Annotated in this window: 19 protein-coding genes, 4 tRNA genes, 2 rRNA genes and 1 pseudogene (1 of these 26 only partly in view); all 26 read right to left on the bottom strand. The window is 57.3% G+C overall.

The window, feature by feature from the left end; all coding sequences use genetic code 11:
• Window positions 1–10: 10 nt before the first annotated feature.
• A complete protein-coding gene (gene rplB, locus ACZ5KU_RS28300) occupies window positions 11–835 on the bottom strand; it encodes a 50S ribosomal protein L2 (protein WP_017901532.1) in 825 nt (274 codons plus the stop codon).
• A 14-nt stretch (window positions 836–849) separates the two neighbouring features.
• The gene (rplW, locus tag ACZ5KU_RS28305) at window positions 850–1,149 is read right to left on the bottom strand and encodes a 50S ribosomal protein L23 (protein ID WP_002555488.1); all 300 of its coding nucleotides are present in this window, start codon (window positions 1,147–1,149) and stop codon (window positions 850–852) included.
• Entirely contained in the window at window positions 1,146–1,748 is a 603-nt protein-coding gene (rplD, locus tag ACZ5KU_RS28310; protein WP_017901531.1) for a 50S ribosomal protein L4, read from the bottom strand. The genes rplW and rplD overlap by 4 nt, the downstream gene beginning before the upstream one ends.
• A gap of 12 nt (window positions 1,749–1,760) precedes the next feature.
• Window positions 1,761–2,396, bottom strand: a complete 636-nt coding sequence (gene rplC / locus ACZ5KU_RS28315; protein ID WP_010443950.1) for a 50S ribosomal protein L3 — start codon at window positions 2,394–2,396, stop codon at window positions 1,761–1,763.
• A gap of 81 nt (window positions 2,397–2,477) precedes the next feature.
• Complete coding sequence (gene rpsJ / locus ACZ5KU_RS28320; RefSeq protein ID WP_003186070.1) at window positions 2,478–2,789, bottom strand: 30S ribosomal protein S10; 312 nt, start codon at window positions 2,787–2,789, stop codon at window positions 2,478–2,480.
• A gap of 158 nt (window positions 2,790–2,947) precedes the next feature.
• Window positions 2,948–4,141 carry an elongation factor Tu gene (tuf, locus tag ACZ5KU_RS28325; RefSeq protein WP_026144793.1) on the bottom strand — a complete coding sequence of 398 codons (1,194 nt, stop codon included), beginning with the start codon at window positions 4,139–4,141 and terminating at the stop codon, window positions 2,948–2,950.
• A gap of 30 nt (window positions 4,142–4,171) precedes the next feature.
• Window positions 4,172–6,298: an elongation factor G gene (fusA, locus tag ACZ5KU_RS28330; protein WP_054062548.1), complete on the bottom strand. Its 2,127-nt coding sequence runs from the start codon at window positions 6,296–6,298 to the stop codon at window positions 4,172–4,174.
• A gap of 30 nt (window positions 6,299–6,328) precedes the next feature.
• On the bottom strand, window positions 6,329–6,802 hold the full coding sequence (gene rpsG, locus ACZ5KU_RS28335; protein WP_007970418.1) for a 30S ribosomal protein S7: 474 nt from the start codon (window positions 6,800–6,802) through the stop codon (window positions 6,329–6,331).
• A 110-nt stretch (window positions 6,803–6,912) separates the two neighbouring features.
• Window positions 6,913–7,284, bottom strand: coding sequence for a 30S ribosomal protein S12 (gene rpsL, locus ACZ5KU_RS28340; RefSeq protein ID WP_003186084.1), 372 nt, complete (start codon window positions 7,282–7,284; stop codon window positions 6,913–6,915).
• 217 nt (window positions 7,285–7,501) lie between these two features.
• Window positions 7,502–11,701, bottom strand: a complete 4,200-nt coding sequence (gene rpoC / locus ACZ5KU_RS28345) for a DNA-directed RNA polymerase subunit beta' (RefSeq protein WP_054059486.1) — start codon at window positions 11,699–11,701, stop codon at window positions 7,502–7,504.
• 64 nt (window positions 11,702–11,765) lie between these two features.
• Entirely contained in the window at window positions 11,766–15,839 is a 4,074-nt protein-coding gene (rpoB, locus tag ACZ5KU_RS28350) for a DNA-directed RNA polymerase subunit beta (protein ID WP_026144791.1), read from the bottom strand.
• Window positions 15,840–16,059: 220 nt separating this feature from the next.
• Window positions 16,060–16,428 (bottom strand): 50S ribosomal protein L7/L12, encoded by a 369-nt coding sequence (gene rplL / locus ACZ5KU_RS28355; RefSeq protein ID WP_017901526.1) that lies wholly within the window; start codon window positions 16,426–16,428, stop codon window positions 16,060–16,062.
• A gap of 79 nt (window positions 16,429–16,507) precedes the next feature.
• Window positions 16,508–17,008 (bottom strand): 50S ribosomal protein L10, encoded by a 501-nt coding sequence (rplJ, locus tag ACZ5KU_RS28360; protein ID WP_017901525.1) that lies wholly within the window; start codon window positions 17,006–17,008, stop codon window positions 16,508–16,510.
• 198 nt (window positions 17,009–17,206) lie between these two features.
• Window positions 17,207–17,902 carry a 50S ribosomal protein L1 gene (gene rplA, locus ACZ5KU_RS28365; RefSeq protein WP_017901524.1) on the bottom strand — a complete coding sequence of 232 codons (696 nt, stop codon included), beginning with the start codon at window positions 17,900–17,902 and terminating at the stop codon, window positions 17,207–17,209.
• A complete protein-coding gene (gene rplK, locus ACZ5KU_RS28370; protein WP_017901523.1) occupies window positions 17,902–18,333 on the bottom strand; it encodes a 50S ribosomal protein L11 in 432 nt (143 codons plus the stop codon). Before rplK ends, rplA begins: the two co-directional genes overlap by 1 nt.
• A gap of 115 nt (window positions 18,334–18,448) precedes the next feature.
• Window positions 18,449–18,982: a transcription termination/antitermination protein NusG gene (nusG, locus tag ACZ5KU_RS28375; RefSeq protein WP_010443972.1), complete on the bottom strand. Its 534-nt coding sequence runs from the start codon at window positions 18,980–18,982 to the stop codon at window positions 18,449–18,451.
• Window positions 18,983–18,991: 9 nt separating this feature from the next.
• A complete protein-coding gene (gene secE, locus ACZ5KU_RS28380) occupies window positions 18,992–19,360 on the bottom strand; it encodes a preprotein translocase subunit SecE (RefSeq protein ID WP_054059487.1) in 369 nt (122 codons plus the stop codon).
• 44 nt (window positions 19,361–19,404) lie between these two features.
• Window positions 19,405–19,480, bottom strand: a tRNA-Trp gene (locus ACZ5KU_RS28385).
• Window positions 19,481–19,584: 104 nt separating this feature from the next.
• Window positions 19,585–19,660 (bottom strand) — tRNA-Thr (locus ACZ5KU_RS28390).
• Between the two features lie 27 nt (window positions 19,661–19,687).
• A tRNA-Gly gene (locus ACZ5KU_RS28395) sits at window positions 19,688–19,761 on the bottom strand.
• A gap of 26 nt (window positions 19,762–19,787) precedes the next feature.
• Window positions 19,788–19,872: transfer RNA gene (locus ACZ5KU_RS28400), tRNA-Tyr, on the bottom strand.
• Between the two features lie 142 nt (window positions 19,873–20,014).
• Window positions 20,015–20,461, bottom strand: a complete 447-nt coding sequence (locus tag ACZ5KU_RS28405; protein WP_054059488.1) for an SPOR domain-containing protein — start codon at window positions 20,459–20,461, stop codon at window positions 20,015–20,017.
• A 7-nt stretch (window positions 20,462–20,468) separates the two neighbouring features.
• The gene (locus ACZ5KU_RS28410; RefSeq protein WP_464736573.1) at window positions 20,469–21,218 is read right to left on the bottom strand and encodes a pantothenate kinase; all 750 of its coding nucleotides are present in this window, start codon (window positions 21,216–21,218) and stop codon (window positions 20,469–20,471) included.
• A pseudogene (gene birA, locus ACZ5KU_RS28415) lies at window positions 21,208–22,166 on the bottom strand (bifunctional biotin--[acetyl-CoA-carboxylase] ligase/biotin operon repressor BirA). The gene ACZ5KU_RS28410 and the pseudogene birA overlap by 11 nt, the downstream one beginning before the upstream one ends.
• 189 nt (window positions 22,167–22,355) lie before the next feature.
• Window positions 22,356–22,471 (bottom strand): 5S ribosomal RNA (gene rrf, locus ACZ5KU_RS28420).
• A 149-nt stretch (window positions 22,472–22,620) separates the two neighbouring features.
• A 23S ribosomal RNA gene (locus ACZ5KU_RS28425) occupies window positions 22,621–24,123 on the bottom strand (it continues 1,388 nt past the right edge of the window).

Below are 24,123 nucleotides of genomic sequence, written 5' to 3' on the forward strand. Positions count from 1 at the left end.
ATCCCTCTATTTACTTGCGACGACGGACGATCATGTTGTCGGTACGCTTATTACCACGAGTCTTCGCGCCCTTAGTCGGGAAGCCCCATGGCGATACCGGATGACGACCACCGGAGGTACGACCTTCACCACCACCATGTGGGTGGTCAACCGGGTTCATGGCAACACCACGAACGGTTGGGCGAACGCCACGCCAGCGTTTGGCACCGGCTTTACCCAGGGAACGCAGGCTGTGCTCGGAGTTCGAGACTTCGCCCAGCGTTGCACGGCATTCCGACAGCACTTTACGCATTTCGCCGGAACGCAGACGCAGGGTAACGTACACGCCTTCACGAGCGATCAGCTGAGCCGAAGCACCAGCGGAACGAGCGATCTGTGCACCCTTGCCTGGTTTCAGTTCGATACCGTGTACGGTCGAACCCACTGGGATGTTGCGCAGCTGCAGGGTGTTGCCCGGCTTGATTGGAGCCAGAGCGCCTGCGATCAGCTGGTCGCCAGCACTCACGCCTTTAGGGGCGATGATGTAGCGACGCTCGCCGTCTGCGTACAGCAGCAGAGCGATGTGAGCAGTACGGTTTGGATCGTATTCGATACGCTCGACAGTGGCAGCGATGCCATCTTTGTCGTTGCGACGGAAGTCGACCAGACGGTAATGCTGCTTATGACCACCACCTACGTGACGAGTAGTGATGCGGCCATTGTTGTTACGACCACCAGACTTCGATTTTTTCTCGAGCAGCGGTGCGTGAGGAGCGCCTTTGTGCAGCTCCTGGTTGACCACCTTGACCACAAAACGGCGGCCAGGGGAAGTCGGTTTGCATTTAACGATTGCCATGATGCACCCCTTCCTTACTCAGCACTGCTGCTGAAATCGAGATCTTGGCCTGGCTGAAGGGAGATAACTGCCTTCTTCCAGTCATTACGCTTGCCCAGACCGCGAGCGGTACGCTTGCTCTTACCCAGAACGTTCAGGGTAGTCACGCGCTCTACTTTCACGCTGAACAGGCTTTCGACGGCCTTCTTGATTTCCAGCTTGGTTGCGTCGGTCGCAACCTTGAAAACGAACTGGCCTTTCTTGTCTGCCAGAACCGTAGCCTTCTCGGAAACGTGCGGGCCAAGCAGAACTTTAAATACGCGTTCCTGGTTCATCCCAGCAGCTCCTCGAATTTCTTCACGGCCGACACGGTGATCAACACCTTGTCGTATGCGATCAGACTGACCGGATCGGAACCCTGCACGTCACGAACGTCGACGTGTGGCAGGTTGCGAGCAGCCAGGTACAGGTTCTGGTCAACAGCGTCAGACACGATCAGAACGTCGGTCAGGCTCAGGCCAGTCAGTTTGCTTAGCAGGTCTTTGGTTTTCGGGGTTTCAACAGCGAAATCCTGAACAACGACCAGACGATCAGTACGCACCAGCTCAGCAAGGATGGAGCGCAGGGCTGCGCGATACATCTTCTTGTTCAGCTTCTGGGAGTGATCCTGAGGACGAGCTGCGAAAGTGGTACCACCGCCACGCCAGATTGGGCTACGGATAGTACCGGCACGAGCACGGCCAGTACCTTTCTGACGCCATGGGCGCTTGCCGCCACCGGAAACGTCGGAACGGGTCTTCTGCTGCTTGCTACCTTGACGGCCGCCAGCCATGTAGGCCACGACTGCTTGGTGAACCAGCGTCTCGTTGAATTCGCCGCCAAATGTCAGTTCGGAAACTTCGATCGCTTGAGCGCCATTTACATTTAATTGCATGTCAGCTTCCCCTTAACCGCGAGCCTTGGCTGCTGGACGTACAACCACGTTGCCGCCAGTAGCGCCAGGAACAGCGCCCTTGACCAACAACAGATTGCGTTCAGCGTCCACGCGCACTACTTCCAGGGACTGCACGGTCACGCGCTCAGCGCCCATGTGACCGGACATTTTCTTGCCCTTGAATACACGACCAGGAGTCTGGCACTGGCCGATAGAGCCTGGAACGCGGTGGGATACGGAGTTACCGTGGGTGTTATCTTGCCCGCGGAAATTCCAACGCTTGATCGTACCGGCGAAGCCTTTACCCTTGGACTGACCGGTTACATCAACCAGTTGGCCAGCGGCGAAGATTTCAGCATTGATCAGATCGCCAGCCTTGTATTCGCCTTCTTCAAGACGGAACTCCAGGACGGTGCGACCAGCGGCAACGTTCGCCTTGGCGAAGTGGCCCGCTTGAGCTGCTGTAACACGCGAAGCGCGACGCTCGCCGACAGTGACTTGCACTGCACGGTAGCCATCGGTTTCTTCAGTTTTGAACTGGGTGACGCGATTCGGCTCGATCTCGATGACCGTGACCGGAATGGAGACACCTTCTTCGGTGAAAATACGGGTCATACCGCATTTACGACCGACTACACCAATAGTCATGTTGTAAACCTCATGAGTGTACGGGGCTTTCACCCGCTATGGCCGCCCATTTCAGAGCGTTACACGACCAAGACCTGAGTCTTAGCCGAGGCTGATCTGCACTTCCACGCCTGCCGCAAGATCGAGCTTCATAAGAGCGTCAACGGTTTTATCCGTTGGCTGGACGATGTCCAGGACGCGCTTGTGAGTACGGATCTCGTACTGGTCACGCGCGTCTTTGTTGACGTGCGGGGAGACCAGAACGGTGAACCGCTCTTTACGAGTAGGCAGTGGAATTGGACCACGCACTTGAGCACCAGTACGTTTCGCGGTTTCCACGATTTCCTGGGTGGATTGGTCGATCAGGCGATGGTCAAAAGCCTTCAACCTGATACGGATTTGCTGATTTTGCATTGGATTTCAGACTCCGGCTGCTATTCCCACCGGGCGCAATACGCCCGTTAAAAGGAGGCGCAATTCTATAGACGCCCCCATAAGGTGTCAACCCAATAAAAAAGCCCCCGCTGAGCGGGGGCTTTTTCAAAGCATCGAAGCTATCTCAAAAGAGAAGCTTACTCGATGATTTTGGCTACAACGCCAGCACCAACGGTACGGCCGCCTTCGCGGATTGCGAAACGCAGACCGTCTTCCATTGCGATGGTTTTGATCAGAGTGACAGTCATCTGGATGTTGTCACCTGGCATTACCATTTCAACGCCTTCTGGCAGTTCGCAGTTACCGGTCACGTCAGTAGTACGGAAGTAGAACTGTGGACGGTAGCCTTTGAAGAACGGAGTGTGACGACCGCCTTCTTCCTTGCTCAGAACGTAAACTTCTGCGGTGAACTTGGTGTGCGGCTTGACCGAACCTGGCTTGACCAGAACCTGGCCACGCTCAACGTCGTCACGCTTGGTACCACGCAGCAGAACGCCGCAGTTCTCGCCAGCACGACCTTCGTCGAGCAGTTTGCGGAACATTTCAACACCGGTGCAGGTGGTGGTGGTGGTGTCACGCAGACCAACGATTTCCAGTGGGTCCTGGACCTTGACGATACCACGCTCGATACGACCGGTAACTACGGTACCGCGACCGGAGATCGAGAACACGTCTTCGATTGGCATCAGGAATGGCTGGTCGATAGCACGAACTGGCTCAGGGATGTAGGCATCCAGAGTTTCTACCAGCTTCTTGACAGCGGTAGTACCCATTTCGTTGTCGTCTTTGCCTTCCAGCGCCATACGAGCCGAACCGATGATGATCGGAGTGTCATCACCTGGGAAGTCGTAGGTGCTCAGCAGGTCGCGAACTTCCATCTCGACCAGTTCCAGCAGCTCAGCGTCGTCAACCAGGTCAGCCTTGTTCAGGAAGACCACGATGTACGGAACGCCTACCTGACGGGACAGCAGGATGTGCTCACGAGTTTGTGGCATCGGACCATCGGCAGCCGAGCAAACCAGGATCGCGCCGTCCATTTGGGCAGCACCGGTGATCATGTTCTTCACGTAGTCAGCGTGACCTGGGCAGTCAACGTGAGCGTAGTGACGAATGTTCGAGTTGTACTCAACGTGCGCGGTGTTGATGGTGATACCGCGAGCTTTCTCTTCTGGAGCGCTGTCGATCTTGTCGAATTCAACGACTGCGGAACCGAAAACTTCGGAGCAAACGCGAGTCAGAGCAGCGGTCAGAGTGGTTTTACCGTGGTCAACGTGACCGATGGTGCCAACGTTGACGTGAGGTAGGGAACGATCAAATTTTTCTTTAGCCACGACAATTAACTCCTTGCCTAAAGGGCTGGATTAGCCTTGTTTTTTAACGAGAGCTTCGACGATGTTCGACGGAGCTTCGGCGTACTTGGAAAACTCCATGGAGTAGCTCGCGCGACCCTGGGACATGGAGCGAACATCGGTCGCATAACCGAACATTTCACCCAGCGGCACTTCAGCGCGGATGACCTTGCCGGAGACCGAGTCTTCCATACCCTGGATCAGACCACGACGACGGTTCAGGTCACCCATCACGTCACCCATGTAGTCTTCAGGGGTTACTACTTCAACCTTCATGATCGGCTCAAGCACGACGCCCTTGCCCTTCTCACGCAGCTGCTTGGTCGCCATGGAGGCAGCCACCTTGAACGCCATCTCGTTAGAGTCGACGTCATGGTAGGAACCATCGAACACGGTAGCCTTCAGGCCGATCAGCGGATAGCCGGCAACAACGCCGTTCTTCATCTGCTCTTCGATACCCTTCTGGATAGCCGGGATGTATTCCTTAGGAACCACACCACCGACGACCTCGTTGGCAAACACCAGACCTTCAGTGATATTGCCTTTTTCATCCACTTCAGCCGGAGCGAAGCGAATCCAGCAATGGCCGAACTGGCCACGGCCACCGGACTGACGAACGAACTTGCCTTCGATCTCGCAGCCAACGGTGATCTTCTCGCGGTACGAAACCTGCGGCTTGCCGATGTTGGCCTCGACGTTGAACTCGCGCTTCATGCGGTCAACGAGGATGTCCAGGTGCAGCTCACCCATACCGGAGATAATGGTCTGGCCGGTTTCTTCGTCGGTCTTGACACGGAACGACGGGTCTTCCTGGGCCAGCTTGCCCAGTGCGATACCCATCTTCTCCTGGTCAGCCTTGGTTTTCGGCTCTACAGCAACCGAAATTACCGGCTCAGGGAAGTCCATACGCTCGAGGATGATCGGCTTGTCGATATCGCACAGAGTGTCACCGGTGGTGACGTCCTTCATACCGATCAGAGCAGCGATGTCGCCCGCACGTACTTCCTTGATTTCGTCACGCTGGTTGGCGTGCATCTGCACCATACGACCAACGCGTTCTTTCTTGCCTTTTACCGAGTTGATGACGGAGTCACCGGAGCTCAGGAAGCCGGAGTAGACGCGAACGAAGGTCAGAGTACCCACGAATGGGTCGGTAGCGATCTTGAACGCCAGAGCCGAGAACGGCTCGTTGTCGTCCGCATGACGCTCGTCGACGATTTCGTTGTCGTCAGTGCTGTCCGGATGAACGCCCTTGATCGCAGGGATCTCGGTCGGAGCCGGCAGATAGTCGATAACGGCGTCGAGAACCAGCGGAACGCCCTTGTTCTTGAACGAGGAGCCGCAGACCGCAGGAACGATCTCGCTCGCCAGGGTACGGGCACGCAGACCAGCCTTGATCTCTTCGACGGTCAAGTCACCTTCTTCAAGGTACTTGTTCATCAGCTCTTCGTTGGCCTCGGCAGCTGCCTCGACCATGTTGTTGCGCCACTCGTTGGCCAGCTCGACCATATCGGCAGGAATCTCTTCCTCGCGATAGGTGGTGCCCTTGTCGTCATCGTTCCAGTAGATGGCTTTCATCTTGATCAGGTCGACCTGACCCTGGAAGTTCTCTTCAGAACCGATCGCCAGCTGAACAGGAACCGGGGTGTGACCCAGGCGGTTCTTGATCTGACCGACAACGCGCAGGAAGTTGGCACCGGCACGGTCCATCTTGTTCACGTAGACAACACGTGGAACACCGTACTTGTTGGCCTGACGCCATACGGTTTCGGACTGAGGCTCAACACCGGAAGTACCGCAGAACACAACGACAGCGCCGTCGAGTACGCGCAGCGAACGCTCTACTTCGATGGTGAAGTCTACGTGGCCGGGGGTGTCGATCACGTTCACACGATAGTTATCGTACTGACCGCGCGAGCCTTTCCAGAAAGTGGTTACGGCAGCGGAGGTAATGGTAATACCCCGCTCCTGCTCCTGCACCATCCAGTCGGTGGTCGCAGCGCCGTCATGAACCTCACCCATCTTGTGGCTGAGGCCTGTGTAGAACAGGATCCGCTCGGTAGTGGTGGTCTTGCCCGCGTCAACGTGGGCACAGATACCAATGTTACGGTAGCGGTTGATTGCAGTAGTACGAGCCATAAAGCCCTCGCAAAATTAGTGACGCTAAAATTAGAAGCGGTAGTGCGAGAAAGCCTTGTTGGCTTCAGCCATACGGTGCACGTCTTCACGCTTCTTAACTGCAGCACCTTTACCTTCGGCAGCGTCCAGCAGTTCGCCAGCCAAACGCAGAGCCATGGACTTCTCGCCGCGCTTGCGGGCGAAGTCTACCAACCAACGCATTGCCAGAGCATTACGGCGCGAAGGACGAACTTCTACCGGAACCTGGTAAGTAGCACCACCAACGCGGCGCGACTTCACTTCGACCAGCGGAGCGATGGCGTCGAGTGCTTTTTCGAAGAGTTCCAGGGGATCGGTACCGGCCTTGCGTGCCTTCACGGTATCCAGAGCACCGTAAACGATACGCTCGGCAACGGCCTTCTTGCCGCTTTCCATTACGTGGTTCATGAACTTGGCGAGAATCTGCGATCCGTACTTAGGATCGTCGAGAATCTCACGTTTGGCTGCTACGCGACGTCTTGGCATGATAAGCCCTCAAACGGTCTTCAGGTTAGCTCGGGACAACGCACCCAAGGGTGCTCATGCCCGACCTTACTCTTATCGACTCAATAAAATTAGAAACTGCAAACGACCAATTACTTCGGACGCTTGGTACCGTACTTCGAACGACCCTGGTTACGGCCTTTAACGCCGGAGGTATCCAGAGAGCCGCGAACGGTGTGGTAACGAACACCTGGCAAGTCTTTTACACGACCGCCACGGATCAGAACCACGCTGTGCTCTTGCAGGTTGTGGCCTTCACCACCGATGTACGAGGAAACCTCGAAACCGTTGGTCAGACGCACACGGCATACTTTACGCAGTGCCGAGTTAGGTTTTTTCGGCGTAGTGGTGTACACACGGGTGCACACGCCACGACGTTGCGGGCAGTTCTGCAGCGCAGGAACGTCGGATTTCTCGACGATACGCTTACGCGGCTGACGTACCAGCTGGTTGATAGTTGCCATCTACTAGCTCCACTGTTGTCTTGCGACGCTATTGTCGACAAGAAAGCAAAATGACAGGAACGGATCCCCGCCAAATTTAGGGGTACAAGAGTCTAAAGAGGATCTTGTCCCCAGTCAAGACGAGGCCCCGGCCTCCTCTCCCCGCTCATCGTGACGAAAAACGTCACGCCAGGCGGGAAGAGGCTACCAGGGCCTCACTCTGTTACTACCGCAGAACTCAGTTACCGCTCGAGTTCAGCGCTTCGGTCAGTGCAGCTTCCACTTCACTGGCGCTTACGCGCAGCGGTTTGTCCAGATCACGGCGACGCTTGCGCTCGCTGTGGTAGGCCAGACCGGTACCGGCCGGGATCAGACGACCCACGACCACGTTTTCCTTCAGGCCGCGCAGGTAGTCGCGCTTGCCGGTAACGGCCGCTTCGGTCAGTACGCGGGTAGTCTCCTGGAAGGAGGCCGCGGAGATGAACGACTCGGTCGACAACGACGCCTTGGTGATACCCAGCAACACACGAGTGAACTTGGAAATGAACTTGTCTTCCGTGGCCAGGCGCTCGTTTTCCACGAGTACCTGGGTCAGTTCCATCTGGTCACCCTTGATGAAGCTGGAGTCGCCCGATTCGGTGATCTCAACCTTGCGCAGCATCTGACGCAGAATCGTCTCGATGTGCTTGTCGTTGATCTTCACGCCTTGCAGGCGGTAAACGTCCTGGATCTCGTTGACGATGTACTTGGCCAGCGCGCTCACACCCAGCAGACGCAGGATGTCGTGCGGATCGCTAGGACCGTCGGAGATAACTTCGCCGCGGTTGACCTGTTCACCTTCGAAGACGTTCAGGTGGCGCCACTTCGGAATCAGCTCTTCGTACGGATCGCTACCGTCGTTCGGAGTGATGACCAGACGACGCTTGCCCTTGGTCTCTTTACCGAACGCGATGGTACCGCTGACTTCGGCCAGGATCGACGCCTCTTTCGGACGACGGGCTTCGAACAGGTCGGCAACACGCGGCAGACCACCGGTGATGTCACGGGTCTTCGAAGTTTCCTGCGGAATACGAGCGATAACGTCACCGATCGCGATCCGCGCACCGTCCGCCACACCGACCAGGGCGTTGGCTGGCAGGAAGTACTGAGCGATAACGTCAGTGCCTGGCAGCAACAGGTCCTTGCCGTTGTCGTCGACCATCTTCACCGCAGGACGCATGTCCTTACCGGCTGCAGGACGATCCTTGACGTCGAGTACTTCAATGTTGGTCATACCGGTCAATTCGTCGGTCTGACGCTTGATCGTGATGCCTTCTTCCATGCCCACGTAGGTCACGGTACCTTTCATTTCGGTAACGATCGGGTGAGTGTGCGGGTCCCACTTGGCCACGATGGCACCAGCGTCGACCTTGTCGCCTTCCTTCACCGAAATCACCGCACCGTACGGCAGCTTGTAGCGCTCGCGCTCACGACCGAAGTCGTCGGCAATCGCCAGCTCACCGGAACGGGATACCGCCACCAGGTGACCGTCGACACGCTCCACGTGCTTCAGGTTGTGCAGACGAACGGTACCGCCGTTCTTCACCTGGACGCTGTCGGCAGCCGAGGTCCGGCTCGCCGCACCACCGATGTGGAACGTACGCATGGTCAGCTGGGTACCCGGCTCACCGATGGACTGGGCAGCGATAACGCCGACCGCTTCACCGATGTTCACCAGGTGGCCACGAGCCAGGTCGCGACCGTAGCACTTGGCGCAGATGCCGTAGCGGGTTTCGCAACTGATCGGCGAACGCACGACCACTTCGTCGATGCTGTTCAGCTCGATGAACTCGACCCACTTCTCGTCAACCAGGGTGCCGGCTGGGACGATAACGTCCTCGGTGCCCGGCTTGAAGACGTCACGGGCGATCACTCGACCCAGAACGCGTTCACCCAACGGCTCGACCACGTCACCGCCTTCAATGTGCGGCGTCATGACCAGGCCCTGCTCGGTGCCACAGTCAACCTCGGTCACGACCAGGTCCTGTGCCACGTCAACCAGACGACGAGTCAGGTAACCGGAGTTCGCGGTTTTCAACGCGGTATCCGCCAGACCCTTACGAGCACCGTGAGTCGAGATGAAGTACTGGAGTACGCTCAGACCTTCACGGAAGTTCGCCGTGATCGGCGTTTCGATGATGGAACCGTCCGGCTTGGCCATCAGGCCACGCATACCGGCCAGCTGACGGATCTGTGCTGCGGAACCCCGCGCACCCGAGTCAGCCATCATGTACATCGAGTTGAAGGATTCCTGGTCGACGGTTTCACCGTGACGGTCGACAACCTTTTCTTTCGAGAGGTTGGCCATCATCGCCTTGGAAACTTCGTCGTTCGCCTTGGACCACAAGTCGATGACCTTGTTGTACTTCTCGCCCTGGGTTACCAGGCCGGAGGCGTACTGGCTCTCGATCTCCTTCACTTCGTCGGTGGCAGCACCGATGATGCGGGCTTTCTCATCCGGGATAACGAAGTCGTTAACACCGATGGAAACGCCGGAGATGGTCGAGTAGGCAAAACCGGTGTACATCAGCTGGTCAGCGAAGATCACGGTCTCTTTCAGACCCACCACGCGATAGCACTGGTTGATCAGCTTGGAGATCGCCTTTTTCTTCATCGGCAGGTTGACGACGTCGAACGACAGGCCTTTCGGAACCACCTGGAACAGCAGCGCACGGCCGACAGTGGTGTCGACGATACGGGTGTTCTGGACGCTGTTGCCGTCACGGTCGTTCACGGTTTCGGTGATACGGACCTTGATCTTGGCGTGCAGCGCGGCTTCGCCGGCGCGGAATACGCGGTCGACTTCCTGCAGGTCGGCGAACACGCGACCTTCGCCCTTGGCGTTGATCGCTTCACGGGTCATGTAGTACAGACCCAGTACCACGTCCTGCGACGGAACGATGATTGGCTCACCGTTGGCTGGCGACAGGATGTTGTTGGTCGACATCATCAGCGCGCGCGCTTCCAGCTGGGCTTCCAGCGTCAGCGGCACGTGCACGGCCATCTGGTCACCGTCGAAGTCGGCGTTGTACGCAGCACAGACCAGAGGGTGCAGCTGGATAGCCTTACCTTCGATCAGTACCGGTTCAAAGGCCTGGATACCCAGACGGTGAAGGGTCGGTGCACGGTTGAGCAGTACGGGGTGTTCGCGAATCACTTCGGCGAGAACGTCCCAGACCTCTGGCAGTTCGCGCTCGACCATCTTCTTGGCAGCCTTGATGGTGGTCGCCAGACCACGCATTTCCAGCTTGCCGAAAATGAACGGCTTGAACAGTTCGAGGGCCATCTTCTTCGGCAGACCGCACTGGTGCAGACGCAGGGTCGGACCTACGGTAATTACCGAACGGCCGGAGTAGTCAACGCGCTTGCCGAGCAGGTTCTGACGGAAACGACCCTGTTTACCCTTGATCATGTCGGCCAGGGATTTCAGAGGACGCTTGTTCGAACCGGTGATGGCGCGACCGCGACGACCGTTGTCCAGCAGGGCGTCAACGGCTTCCTGCAGCATGCGCTTTTCGTTGCGCACGATGATGTCAGGCGCGGACAGATCCAGCAGGCGCTTGAGACGGTTGTTACGGTTGATCACCCGACGATACAGATCGTTGAGGTCGGAAGTCGCGAAGCGACCGCCATCCAGTGGCACCAGTGGACGCAGGTCTGGCGGCAGAACCGGCAGAACGGTCAACACCATCCACTCTGGCAGGTTGCCGGAGCCCTGGAAGGCCTCCATCAACTTCAGACGCTTGGACAGCTTCTTGATCTTGGTTTCCGAGTTGGTTTGCGGAATCTCTTCGCGCAGACGGCCAATCTCGTGCTCCAGGTCGATCGCGTGCAGCAGCTCGCGGACAGCCTCGGCACCCATGCGGGCGTCGAAGTCGTCACCGAACTCTTCGAGGGCTTCGAAGTACTGCTCGTCGTTCAGCAGTTGGCCTTTTTCCAGGGTGGTCATGCCCGGGTCGATAACGACATAGCTCTCGAAATAGAGAACGCGCTCGATATCACGCAGGGTCATGTCCATCAGCAGGCCGATACGGGACGGCAGGGACTTCAGGAACCAGATGTGGGCAACCGGCGAAGCCAGTTCGATGTGCGCCATGCGCTCACGACGAACCTTGGCCAGAGCGACTTCCACGCCGCACTTCTCGCAGATCACGCCACGATGTTTCAAGCGCTTGTACTTACCGCACAGGCACTCGTAATCCTTGACCGGGCCAAAGATCTTGGCGCAGAACAGGCCGTCACGCTCAGGTTTGAACGTACGGTAGTTGATGGTTTCCGGCTTTTTAACTTCACCGAACGACCACGAACGGATCATCTCAGGCGAGGCCAATCCGATACGGATGGCGTCGAACTCTTCGACTTGACCCTGGTTTTTCAGCAAATTCAGTAGGTCTTTCAAGGCCTTTCCTCCTGGCGGAGCAGAGAGCGGGCTGATACAGCCCCGCTCTCGATCGCGTCACGTGTTATTCGGTTTCCAGATCGATATCGATGCCGAGGGAACGAATTTCCTTGATCAACACGTTGAAGGACTCGGGCATGCCCGGCTCCATACGGTGATCGCCGTCCACGATGTTCTTGTACATCTTGGTCCGACCGTTCACATCGTCCGACTTCACTGTGAGCATTTCCTGCAGAGTGTAGGCAGCACCGTATGCTTCCAGTGCCCAGACCTCCATCTCCCCGAAACGCTGACCACCGAACTGCGCCTTACCACCCAGCGGCTGCTGGGTAACCAGGCTGTACGAACCGGTAGAACGAGCGTGCATCTTGTCGTCTACCAAGTGGTTCAGTTTGAGCATGTACATGTAGCCAACGGTAACCGGACGCTCGAACTTGTTGCCGGTACGGCCGTCGAATAGCTGCATCTGGCCGCTTTCTGGCAGGTCAGCCAGTTTCAGCATGGCCTTGATTTCAACTTCCTTGGCACCGTCGAACACCGGGGTGGCCATAGGTACGCCGCCCTTGAGGTTCTTCGCCAGGTCCAGGATTTCCTGGTCGGAGAAGCTGTCCAGCTCTTCGTTGCGACCGCCGATCTCGTTGTAGATCTCGTGCAGGAACTTGCGCAGGTCAGCGACCTTGCGCTGCTCTTCGAGCATGCGGTTGATCTTCTCGCCCAGGCCCTTGGCCGCGAGGCCCAGGTGGGTTTCGAGGATCTGACCGACGTTCATACGCGAAGGTACGCCCAGCGGGTTGAGAACCACGTCGACCGGAGTACCGTTGGCGTCGTGCGGCATGTCTTCGACCGGCATGATCACGGAGACCACACCCTTGTTACCGTGACGACCGGCCATCTTGTCGCCCGGCTGGATGCGACGACGGATTGCCAGGTAGACCTTGACGATCTTCAGTACGCCCGGAGCCAGGTCATCGCCCTGCTGCAGCTTGCGCTTCTTGTCTTCGAACTTGTCGTCCAGCAGACGGCGGCGATCGACGATGTAGGCCTGAGCCTTTTCGAGCTGCTCGTTCAGAGCGTCTTCGGTCATGCGCAGCTTGAACCACTGGCCGTGCTCGAGACCGTCGAGAACCTCGTTGGTGATCTCCTGGCCTTTCTTCAGGCCAGCGCCGCCTTCGACGGTGTGACCGACCAGAGCGGAACGCAGACGTTCGAAGGTCGCGCCTTCAACGATACGGAACTCCTCGTTGAGGTCCTTGCGGATCTCGTCGAGCTGGCTCTTCTCGATGGACAGGGCACGGCTGTCACGCTCGACGCCATCACGGGTGAAGACCTGTACGTCGATGACGGTACCCTTGGTGCCGGTCGGCACGCGCAGGGAGGTGTCCTTAACGTCGCTGGCCTTCTCACCGAAGATCGCGCGCAGCAGTTTTTCTTCCGGAGTCAGCTGGGTCTCGCCTTTCGGAGTGACCTTGCCCACCAGAATGTCGCCCGGGCCGACTTCGGCGCCGACGTAGACGATACCGGCCTCGTCCAGCTTGTTCAGCGCAGCCTCACCCACGTTCGGGATGTCCGCGGTGATTTCTTCTGGGCCGAGCTTGGTGTCACGGGCCACACAGGTCAGTTCCTGGATGTGGATCGTGGTGAAGCGGTCTTCCTGAACAACGCGTTCCGACAGGCAGATGGAGTCTTCGAAGTTGAAGCCGTTCCACGCCATGAAGGCGATGCGCATGTTCTGGCCCAGGGCCAGTTCACCCATGTCGGTGGACGGACCGTCGGCCATGATGTCGCTGCGCTGAACGCGATCACCCTTGCTCACCAGCGGACGCTGGTTGATGCAGGTGTTCTGGTTCGAGCGGGTGTATTTGGTCAGGTTGTAGATGTCGACACCGGCTTCGCCTGGTTCGACTTCGTCATCGGCAACACGAACCACGATACGGCTGGCATCGACGGAGTCGATCACGCCGCCACGACGAGCCACGACGCACACGCCGGAGTCACGGGCCACGTTGCGCTCCATGCCGGTACCGACCAGCGGCTTGTCGGCACGCAGGGTAGGTACGGCCTGACGCTGCATGTTCGAACCCATCAACGCACGGTTGGCGTCGTCGTGCTCGAGGAACGGAATCAGCGACGCAGCGACCGAAACGACCTGCTTCGGCGAAACGTCCATCAGGGTGACGTCTTCCGGCGCCTTGACGGTGAATTCGTTCAGGTGACGAACGGCTACCAGCTCATCGACCAGCACTTTCTGCTCGTTCATGGTCGCCGAAGCCTGCGCGATCACGTGATCGGCTTCCTCGATGGCGGACAGGAACACGATGTCGTCGGTGACCACACCCTCTTTCACCACACGGTACGGGCTTTCCAGGAAGCCGTACTGGTTGGTGCGGGCATAGGCCGCCAGGGAGTTGATCAGACCGATGTTCGGACCTTCAGGGGTTTCGATCGGGCATACGCGACCGTAGTGGGTCGGGTGTACGTCACGAACTTCGAAGCCCGCGCGCTCACGGGTCAGACCACCTGGGCCGAGTGCGGAAACACGGCGCTTGTGGGTGATCTCGGAGAGCGGGTTGTTCTGGTCCATGAACTGCGACAGCTGGCTGGAACCGAAGAACTCCTTCACCGCCGCAGCCACTGGCTTGGCGTTGATCAGGTCCTGCGGCATCAGGCCTTCGCTTTCGGCCATCGACAGGCGTTCCTTGACCGCGCGCTCTACACGCACCAGGCCAACGCGGAACTGGTTCTCGGCCATCTCGCCGACGCAGCGGACGCGACGGTTACCCAGGTGGTCGATGTCGTCGACGATGCCCTTGCCGTTACGGATGTCGACCAGGGTCTTGAGAACCTCGACGATATCTTCCTTGCACAGCACGCCCGAACCTTCGATCTCGGTACGACCGATACGACGGTTGAACTTCATCCGGCCGACGGCGGACAGGTCGTAACGCTCGGCGCTGAAGAACAGGTTGTTGAACAGGGTCTCGGCGGCATCCTTGGTTGGCGGCTCGCCAGGACGCATCATGCGATAGATCTCGACCAGCGCTTCCAGTTGGTTGCTGGTGGAGTCGATCTTCAGGGTATCGGAGATGAACGGACCGCAGTCGATATCGTTGGTGTACAACGTTTCGATGCGAACGACCTGGGCCTTGGCCATCTTGGCCAGCAGCTCGGTGCTCAGCTCGGTGTTGCATTCAGCCAGGATTTCACCGGTGGCCGGGTGCACGATAGCCTTGGCGGTAGTACGGCCGATGACGTAGTCCAGCGGTACTTCCAGCTCTTTGACACCGGCTTTTTCCAGCTGGTTGATGTGACGAGCGGTGATACGACGGCCCTGCTCGACAATAACCTTGCCGTTGCCATCCTGGATGTCGAGGACAGCGATCTCACCACGCAGGCGCTGAGGCACCAGCTCCAGGCTCAGGCTCTCGCCCTTAACGTGGAATACGTTGGTGGTGTAGAAGGCGTCGAGGACTTCTTCGGTGCTGTAGCCCAGCGCGCGCAGCAGCACGGAAGCTGGCAGCTTGCGACGACGGTCGATACGGACGAACACGCAGTCTTTCGGGTCGAACTCGAAGTCCAGCCACGAACCGCGGTAAGGAATGATACGAGCCGAGTACAGCAGTTTGCCGGAGCTGTGCGTCTTGCCGCGGTCGTGGTCGAAGAACACGCCCGGGGAACGGTGCAGCTGGGAAACGATTACGCGCTCGGTACCGTTGATAACGAAGGTACCGTTCTCAGTCATCAGGGGGATTTCACCCATGTAGACTTCTTGCTCTTTGATGTCCTTGATCGCTTTGTTCGACGATTCTTTGTCGAAAATGATCAGGCGCACTTTCACCCGCAGCGGAACCGCGTAGGTCACACCGCGCAATACGCATTCCTTGACGTCAAAGGCCGGTTCGCCCAAACGATAGCCAACGTACTCCAGAGCAGCGTTGCCGGAGTAGCTGATGATCGGGAAAACGGATTTGAAGGCCGCATGCAGACCGACGTCACGGAACTGGTCCTTGGTCGCGCCCGCCTGCAAGAATTCGCGATACGAATCCAGCTGGATAGCCAGGAGGTACGGTACGTCCATGACGTCCGGCAACTTGCTAAAGTCCTTGCGGATACGTTTTTTCTCAGTATATGAGTAAGCCATCAGCGTTCCCCAGCTTGGTCACCTGCTTGTTTGGCCTCTCCCGACGGGAGCAGCCAGAAAATCTTGCAGACCCCTTGGTCTGCGCCACCGCCTCGGGTGGGTGAAGCACGTTAGAGGCGCCGGCCGAGCCGGCCGCCAATAACGGAAAAAGGCCGGTGGCAAAAGCCACCAGCCATCAGCCTTTCGCTTAACGCTTGGGCCGGAGACGCAAGGTCTGAGCTTACTTGAGCTCGACTTTGGCGCCTGCTTCTTCCAGCTTCTTCTTGGCGTCTTCAGCAGCTTCTTTCGAAACGCCTTCAGCAACGACCTGAGGAGCGCCGTCAACTTTCTCTTTGGCTTCTTTCAGGCCCAGACCGGTCAGTTCACGAACAGCCTTGATGACGTTGACTTTCTTGTCGCCAGCTTCAACCAGGACAACATTGAACTCGGTTTGCTCTTCAGCAGCAGCGGCAGCAACAGCTGGGCCAGCGGCAACAGCGGCAGCAGCGGTAACGCCGAAGGTTTCTTCCATCGCTTTGATCAGCTCAACGATTTCCACTACGGATTTCTGGCCGATCGCTTCGATGATTTGTTCGTTAGTCAGAGACATGACTCAATTCCTGAATTGGGGGACAGCCTGCAAGGCCATCGAAATAAACAAAAATACGCGAGAGATGAAACGCTCAGCCTCAGGCTGCAGCAGCTTCCTTCTGGTCGCGAATTGCCGCCAGAGTACGAGCCAGCTTGCTGGTAGCGCCTTGGATCACGCTCATCAGCTGTGCGATTGCTTCGTCGCGGGTCGGCAGAGTTGCCAGTACGTCGATCTGATTGGCTGCGAGGAACTTGCCCTCGAACGCAGCTGCCTTGATCTCGAACTTGTCCTGACCCTTGGCGAACTCTTTGAAGATACGGGCAGCAGCGCCCGGATGTTCGTTGGAGAACGCGATCAGGGTCGGGCCGGTGAACACGTCGTTGAGGACACTGTATTGAGTGTCGGCAACGGCGCGCTTGAGCAGGGTGTTACGTACGACACGTACGTATACGCCAGCTTCACGAGCCTCTTTACGGAGTCCGGTCATTGCGCCTACTGTTACGCCACGGGCATCAGCCACGACAGCGGACAGAGCGACTTTGGCAGCCTCGTTGACTTCAGCGACGATGGCCTTCTTGTCTTCGAGATTAATTGCCACGGGTTTAACTCCTGCTTGTTACCGTTTCACCAGGCCAGAGCCTGATGTCGTTTTGGTGTCTGATTCGGTAAGGAACCGGGAGCACCATCTGCGTAGGCTTGAGGTTTAAGGCTTGCGCCGCCTACGGTCTTGGATAGCCCCCGCCAGGCAGGGACCCCAATTTTTCAATGGGTGCAATCGCTTGCACCCACGCGTGTCTTACGCGTCGAGCGAGCTTTGGTCGATGACCAGACCTGGGCCCATGGTGGTGCTCAGGGTAACGCGCTTGACGTAGATACCTTTCGCGGAAGCCGGCTTGATACGCTTCAGGTCAGCGATCAGGGCTTCAACGTTTTCCTTCAGCTTGACGGCGTCGAAGCCGATCTTGCCAACGGAAGTGTGAATGATACCGTTCTTGTCGGTGCGGTAGCGAACCTGACCGGCCTTGGCGTTCTTGACGGCGGAAGCGACGTCAGGAGTTACGGTACCGACTTTCGGGTTAGGCATCAGGCCACGTGGACCCAGAACCTGACCCAGCTGACCTACAACGCGCATTGCATCCGGGGAAGCAATGACTACGTCGTAGTTCAGGTCGCCGCCTTTCATTTCGGCAGCCAGGTCGTCCATACCAACGCGGTCGGCGCCGGCAGCCAGAGCAGCTTCAGCAGCTGGGCCCTGGGTGAACACGGCAACGCGAACGGTTTTGCCAGTGCCGTGTGGCAGCACGGTAGCGCTACGTACGACCTGGTCGGATTTACGTGGGTCAACGCCCAGGTTTACAGCAACGTCAAAGGACTCGCTGAACTTGACAGTCGACAGCTCGGTCAGCAGAGCAGCGGCGTCTACAAAGCTGTAGGCCTTGCCTGCTTCGATTTTGCCGGCAATAGCCTTTTGGCGCTTGGTCAGCTTAGCCATTACACACCCTCCACGTTAAGGCCCATGCTACGAGCAGAACCGGCGATGGTACGCACGGCTGCATCCAGGTCAGCTGCAGTCAGATCAGCGTTTTTGGTTTTCGCGATCTCTTCCAGCTGAGCACGGGTAACGGTGCCAACCTTAACGGTGTTCGGACGAGCGGAACCGCTGGTCAGGCCGGCGGCCTTTTTCAGCAGAACCGAAGCCGGGGTGGACTTGGTTTCGAAAGTGAAGCTGCGGTCACTGTAGACAGTGATGATCACTGGAGTCGGCAGACCCGCTTCCTGACCCTGGGTACGGGCGTTGAAAGCCTTGCAGAATTCCATGATGTTCACACCGTGTTGACCCAGTGCTGGACCAACGGGTGGGCTTGGGTTGGCCTGGCCGGCCTTAACTTGCAGCTTGATGTAAGCCTGAATCTTCTTAGCCATGAGCTACTCCAAAATCGGGTACGAACGCCAGCTGGCTCCCCGGATGACTTGCGTTTTATCCCAGTGACGACAAAACCCCACAGCCTAAGACGGTGGGGTTGGGATGCTTGCCCAGCTAGACCTTCTCGACCTGGCTGAACTCCAGCTCCACCGGAGTAGAGCGACCGAAAATGAGCACTGCGACCTGGATCCGGCTCTTTTCGTAGTTGACCTCTTCGACCGTACCGTTGAAATCTGCGAACGGACCGTCGGTAACACGTACCACTTCGCCCGGCTCGAACAGAGTCTTCGGTTTCGGCTTGTCGCTGCCGTCAGCGACACGACGCAGAATGGCCTCGGCCTCTTTGTCGGTGATCGGCGCAGGCTTGTCGGCAGTACCGCCGATGAAACCCATTACCCGAGGAGTATCCTTGACCAAGTGCCAAGTACCCTCGTTCATGTCCATCTGTACCAGGACGTAGCCAGGGAAGAACTTGCGCTCGCTCTTGCGCTTCTGGCCATTACGCATTTCCACTACTTCTTCAGTAGGGACCAGAATTTCGCCGAAGCCATCTTCCATGCCTGCCAGCTTTACTCGCTCGATCAACGAGCGCATGACATGCTTCTCGTAACCGGAGTAAGCATGCACAACGTACCAACGCTTAGCCACGGGACACCCTTAGCCAACAATCAAGGAAACAATCCAGCCGAGCAGGGAGTCGAGACCCCACAGCAACAGCGCCATAACCAGAACAACAGCCACTACAATCAGAGTGGTCTGAGTGGTTTCCTGGCGAGTCGGCCATACGACTTTACGGATCTCGGTGCGGGCTTCCTTGACCAGTACGAAGAACGACTTGCCCTTGGCGGTCTGCAGGCCCACATAGGCAGCAACAGCAGCAATGACAAGCAGAGCGAGTACACGGTACAGGACCGGCGAACCAGCATAGTACTGATTGCCGACAACCCCAACCACCACCAGAGCGACTACGACGAGCCACTTGAGAAGATCTAAGCGAGAGCCTTGGGCTTCAGTGTTGGAGGTCATCTACAGGATCCTGTGAAAAGAAAGCCAGACACATCGAGTGAATCTGGCAGGTCAGGAGGGAATCGAACCCCCAACCTACGGTTTTGGAGACCGTCGCTCTGCCAATTGAGCTACTGACCTAAAACTTGAATCAGGCCGACCATTATGCCGACCAGACAGAGACATTGCAACAACTACAACCACTTAAAACAAAGGCGGATATTTGCATATCCGCCTTGTCTGTATGGAGCTCTTGAGCGGATTTGAACCGCTGACCTCACCCTTACCAAGGGTGTGCTCTACCAACTGAGCTACAAGAGCGAAACACTTTGCAAAACCAGCAAAACTTGGAGCGGGTAGCGGGAATCGAACCCGCATCATCAGCTTGGAAGGCTGAGGTTCTACCACTAAACTATACCCGCGGAGCCTGCTGCTTCCGCTGAAATTATGGTGGAGGGAGAAGGATTCGAACCTTCGAAGTCTGAGACGTCAGATTTACAGTCTGATCCCTTTGGCCGCTCGGGAACCCCTCCAATGTGAGGCGCATTCTACATCATGCCGAACCTCTGTCAAGCAATTTCTCATTTAAAATTATGAGGTTAGTTGCATTGACGCTGCTTCGTTGCTAATCCCTCAAGAGGTCTTCGCTGCGGAGCGGGCGCCATTCTATGCAAACTATTCGACACCTGCAATACCCTCGCACAACATTATTTTATGTTTTAACTCATTGAATTCCTTAGCAAGATTCTGCAGCTGCGCATCATCCAGCAAACGCCGGCTCTCGGGCGCGACACGGACCCAGTATCCAGAGGAATCGGGAACATTCACGCGCTGCACGCGCGCCTTGATATCCATGCCTTGCAGACGCTGCAGAATCGACTGGGCGACCTCCTGGCGCTGCACGCCACCCAGGTACAGACATTCGGACTCGTTTTCCTGATCCCTTGCCGCTGTTTTACGAGCGCCCGCGTTATCCGACTCGCTCAGCAGCTGGATGTCCTGGTGGGCACTGCGGTAGAGCGACAGAGGGGCTACCTCCTTCGCCTTCAGGGGAGCCTCCTGCTGGTGCCAGACGTAATAGACACCATTGAGCACCAACAACAGCAGAAACAACCAACGCATAGAGACCTCAACTCAACGGGCAGGCTATCGCCAGGCCGACAAATACCAGGTCCGGAACCCAACGGGCGCCAGGCACCATCTCGTGAATCAGGGCCGCGTCACCGCCCGTGAGGAACACCTTGAATTCCTCCCCCCAGTACTCCCGAGCCTGCTGCAACTGAGTCAGGATAAATCCGCGCAACATCAGCAGACAGCCACGCTCGACCGCCTCGACGGTCTCCCGCCCGGGAACCAGACTGGTCAGCGCACGTTCGGCCGCCACATCGTCGTAGCGAATCCGTCGAGTATGAGTACGCAGCTGGTTGCGCATCAACTGCATTCCGGGACAAATGAAGCCTCCGAGATGCGAACCATCCGCGGCAATGAAATCGGCCGTGACCGCAGTACCGAGATCCAGCACCAGGCACGGCCCGCCGGCTAGCCGGAAGGCACCCAGCATCGCCAGCCAGCGATCGAGACCCAGCCGCTCGTGCTCTCTGTAACCATTGCGCACCCCCGCCATCTCTTCGGCAGGTCGTGCGCACGCCACTTCGACATCGAAGGCATCGGCAAGCGCCGCAACCAGGCGCCGGGTCTCCTCTTCGGTACGCACGCTGACCAGGCGACACCAGGCCAGGGTCAACCCGGGCTCTTCGCGCAGGCGCTGCAGCAACGCCAGGTCGGAGTCGACAACACCGCCGGCCACTACGTCCCGGCAACTCGTCCGGATAATGCGCCACTTGATGAAGCTGTTACCGCAATCGAGCTCAAGAATCATCACGCAACCTCAGGCTGAGCTCGCCACCACTGAAGACCTTCTCGACCCCATCAACCCTCAGGCGTAGCGCACCCTGCTGGTCAATCCCCAGCACGATGCCATTGATGCTGTTGACGCCGGCGACCAGGGAGACCTCCCGCCCCTGCCAGAGGTGATTGCGCTCCCACTCCGCCTGTATGGCGGCAAAACCCGCCTCACGATGCAGCTCCAGGTATTCCTGGAGCTTTTTACTCAGGGAAGACACCAGTTGATTGCGATCCAACGTGCGCCCCATCTCAGCACGCACGGACGTCCATGGCTGATCGATCGACTCGGCGACCTGCATATTGACGTTGATACCGATACCCAGCACCACGTGGCAGACATCCGCCGGATCACCGACCAACTCCAACAGGATACCGGCAATCTTCTTGCGCCCAACCAGGACGTCGTTTGGCCACTTCAGCCCTACTTCCGCAAGCCCGTGCTCACGCAGGGCGTGTAGGACTGCCAGCCCCACCACAAGACTCAGGCCTTCCAGCTGGCGCATGCCGCCATCGATCCGGAGCAGCAGGCTGTAATAGATGTTCTCCGCGAATGGACTGACCCATTGGCGCCCGCGGCGACCGCGACCGGAGGTCTGCCGCTCGGCGACAACGATGAACGGCGCAGGAACACCCTGCTCGACCAGCCGTAGCGCCTCGGCATTGGTCGAATCAATGGAATCGTAGAGGCGTACAGGCCAGAGGGAAGAAGACCCGGCGGCGACGATCGCCTGCTCATCGAGCAGGATCAGGGGAGAAGCCAACTGGTAGCCGCGGCCACGAACCTTGTGGATCGACAGCCCGAGCTCGGCCTCCAGTTGCTGAAGCTGCTTCCAGACGGCACTGCGACTGACGCCCAACGCGGCCCCAAGTGCCTCCCGGAATGAAACCGGCCGTCTTTCAGGAGTTTTAACAAGGTCAGCATGCAGATCTCGCCTCACAATGAGGCACGCATGATAGCCATGAGCTGGTTCATTGCATAGAAAACATGGGCATCAGGACAGATACGACAACAAGAGAAAGAGGAAAATAGGGGCAGGCTGGCGAAGCGATTCAGGGCGCAGAAAAGACAAAACCCCTACCTGCCTGCGCAGATAGGGGTTTTGGAATTTAATCTTGACGATGACCTACTCTCACATGGGGAAACCCCACACTACCATCGGCGATGCATCGTTTCACTTCTGAGTTCGGGATGGGATCAGGTGGTTCCAATGCTCTATGGTCGTCAAGAAATTCGGTAGCCGGCTCGTTGCTTGGACAACGCTCCAGCGAATCGGGTATGTGACAGTCTTTGGTGTTTTGTGCGTGGCAAACTTTCGGTTCACTTCGTCTTCATATACCGCAATCTGCTCATTCGACGCAAATTGCTTGGGTGTTATATGGTCAAGCCTCACGGGCAATTAGTATGGGTTAGCTCAACGCCTCACAGCGCTTACACACCCCACCTATCAACGTCGTAGTCTTCGACGGCCCTTCAGGGAACTCAAGGTTCCAGTGAGATCTCATCTTGAGGCAAGTTTCCCGCTTAGATGCTTTCAGCGGTTATCTTTTCCGAACATAGCTACCCGGCAATGCCACTGGCGTGACAACCGGAACACCAGAGGTTCGTCCACTCCGGTCCTCTCGTACTAGGAGCAGCCCCTCTCAAATCTCAAACGTCCACGGCAGATAGGGACCGAACTGTCTCACGACGTTCTAAACCCAGCTCGCGTACCACTTTAAATGGCGAACAGCCATACCCTTGGGACCGGCTTCAGCCCCAGGATGTGATGAGCCGACATCGAGGTGCCAAACACCGCCGTCGATATGAACTCTTGGGCGGTATCAGCCTGTTATCCCCGGAGTACCTTTTATCCGTTGAGCGATGGCCCTTCCATACAGAACCACCGGATCACTAAGACCTACTTTCGTACCTGCTCGACGTGTCTGTCTCGCAGTCAAGCGCGCTTTTGCCTTTATACTCTGCGACCGATTTCCGACCGGTCTGAGCGCACCTTCGTACTCCTCCGTTACTCTTTAGGAGGAGACCGCCCCAGTCAAACTACCCACCATACACTGTCCTCGATCCGGATAACGGACCTGAGTTAGAACCTCAAAGTTGCCAGGGTGGTATTTCAAGAATGGCTCCACGCAAACTGGCGTTCACGCTTCAAAGCCTCCCACCTATCCTACACAAGCAAATTCAAAGTCCAGTGCAAAGCTATAGTAAAGGTTCACGGGGTCTTTCCGTCTAGCCGCGGATACACTGCATCTTCACAGCGATTTCAATTTCACTGAGTCTCGGGTGGAGACAGCGCCGCCATCGTTACGCCATTCGTGCAGGTCGGAACTTACCCGACAAGGAATTTCGCTACCTTAGGACCGTTATAGTTACGGCCGCCGTTTACCGGGGCTTCGATCAAGAGCTTCGCTTTCGCTAACCCCATCAATTAACCTTCCGGCACCGGGCAGGCGTCACACCCTATACGTCCACTTTCGTGTTTGCAGAGTGCTGTGTTTTTAATAAACAGTCGCAGCGGCCTGGTATCTTCGACCGGCATGGGCTTACGGAGCAAGTCCTTCACCCTCACCGGCGCACCTTCTCCCGAAGTTACGGTGCCATTTTGCCTAGTTCCTTCACCCGAGTTCTCTCAAGCGCCTTGGTATTCTCTACCTAACCACCTGTGTCGGTTTGGGGTACGGTTCCTGGTTATCTGAAGCTTAGAAGCTTTTCTTGGAAGCATGGCATCAACCACTTCGCGTCCTAAAGGACACTCGTCATCAGCTCTCGGCCTTAAGATCCCGGATTTACCTAAGATCTCAGCCTACCACCTTAAACTTGGACAACCAACGCCAAGCTGGCCTAGCCTTCTCCGTCCCTCCATCGCAATAACCAGAAGTAC

The organism is Pseudomonas sp. Tof1 (assembly GCF_055390395.1).